The sequence below is a fragment of the Neorhizobium sp. T6_25 genome (assembly GCF_002968555.1).
Classification (GTDB): Bacteria; Pseudomonadota; Alphaproteobacteria; order Rhizobiales; family Rhizobiaceae; genus Neorhizobium.
On the sequence record NZ_PVBL01000066.1, the window covers coordinates 1 to 1,021 of the forward strand.

At 61.6% G+C, this 1,021-nt stretch carries 1 protein-coding gene; it reads right to left on the reverse strand.

Annotated elements, in window-relative coordinates:
• Positions 1 to 1,011: class I SAM-dependent methyltransferase (locus C5L10_RS33335; protein WP_105433211.1), on the reverse strand; the 1,011-nt coding region annotated here is incomplete at its 3' end.
• Positions 1,012 to 1,021 lie beyond the last annotated feature (10 nt).

A 1,021-nucleotide genomic window follows, 5' to 3' on the forward strand; every position in this document is an offset into this window, starting at 1 on the left:
GAAGTGCGAATAGCCAGCGTCGAGCGCCACCTTGCGAAGCTTCATCTCCCCAGCCTGGGCTCCAAGGCCAAGGCCTACCTCCTGTGCCATGGAGGCGGGAGTGCAGATCATCGTCGAGGCGCCGTAATAAACCCGCCCGACCGGGTTGAGATTGTCCTTCAGGCCGTCATGCGCGAAGGGTTCGACGATCATCCATGTGCCGTCCTTCGCCATCGTCTCGCGGATATGACGGCCCGCTCCGACCGGATCGCCCATATCGTGCAGGCAGTCGAACATGGCAACGAGGTCGTAGTCGCCCGCTGGAAACTCCTTCGCCGAAGCCTGACTGAACCTCACTCGGTCATCGACGCCAGCCTCCTCCGCCGCACGCTTTGCACGTTCAATGGAAGGGGCGTGGTAGTCGAACCCGTGAAAATGCGATTTCGGAAAGGCCTTGGCCATGAGGATCGTCGAAGCGCCATGGCCACAGCCGACGTCGGCGACCTCCGCCCCGCGTTCAAGCTTTTCCCTGACGCCCTGAAGCGCCGGGATCCATTCGTCGACCAGATGGCTGTTGTAGCCGGGCCGGAAGAAGCGCTCCGTGCCCCGGAAGAGACAGGTGCTGTGTTCATGCCAGCCGAGCCCGCGGCCGGTGCGAAAGGCTTCCTCCACCTTCGGCTCGTCCATCCACATCGACTGGACGATTTCGAAGGCGCCTCCGAAAAAGGCAGGACTGTCCTCATTGGAAAAAACCATCGCCTGCTCGGGCGTCATACCGAACTTGTTCGAGTTTTCATCAAACGTGATGTAGTCGGCCGCAGCCATGGCGGCGAGCCATTCACGCACATTGCGTTCTGTGAGCCCCGTCGTTTCCGCGATCTCCATCGAGGATCGCAGCCGTCCGTCCATCATCGCCCGGAACAGGCCGAGATGGTCGCCAAGCACGACAAGAACGCCGGACACGCCAGCGCCGAGATCGCCCACCAGCCGACCGACAAGTGCATCGAGTTTCTGCATATCAGGTTCCTGCATGGCACCCTCC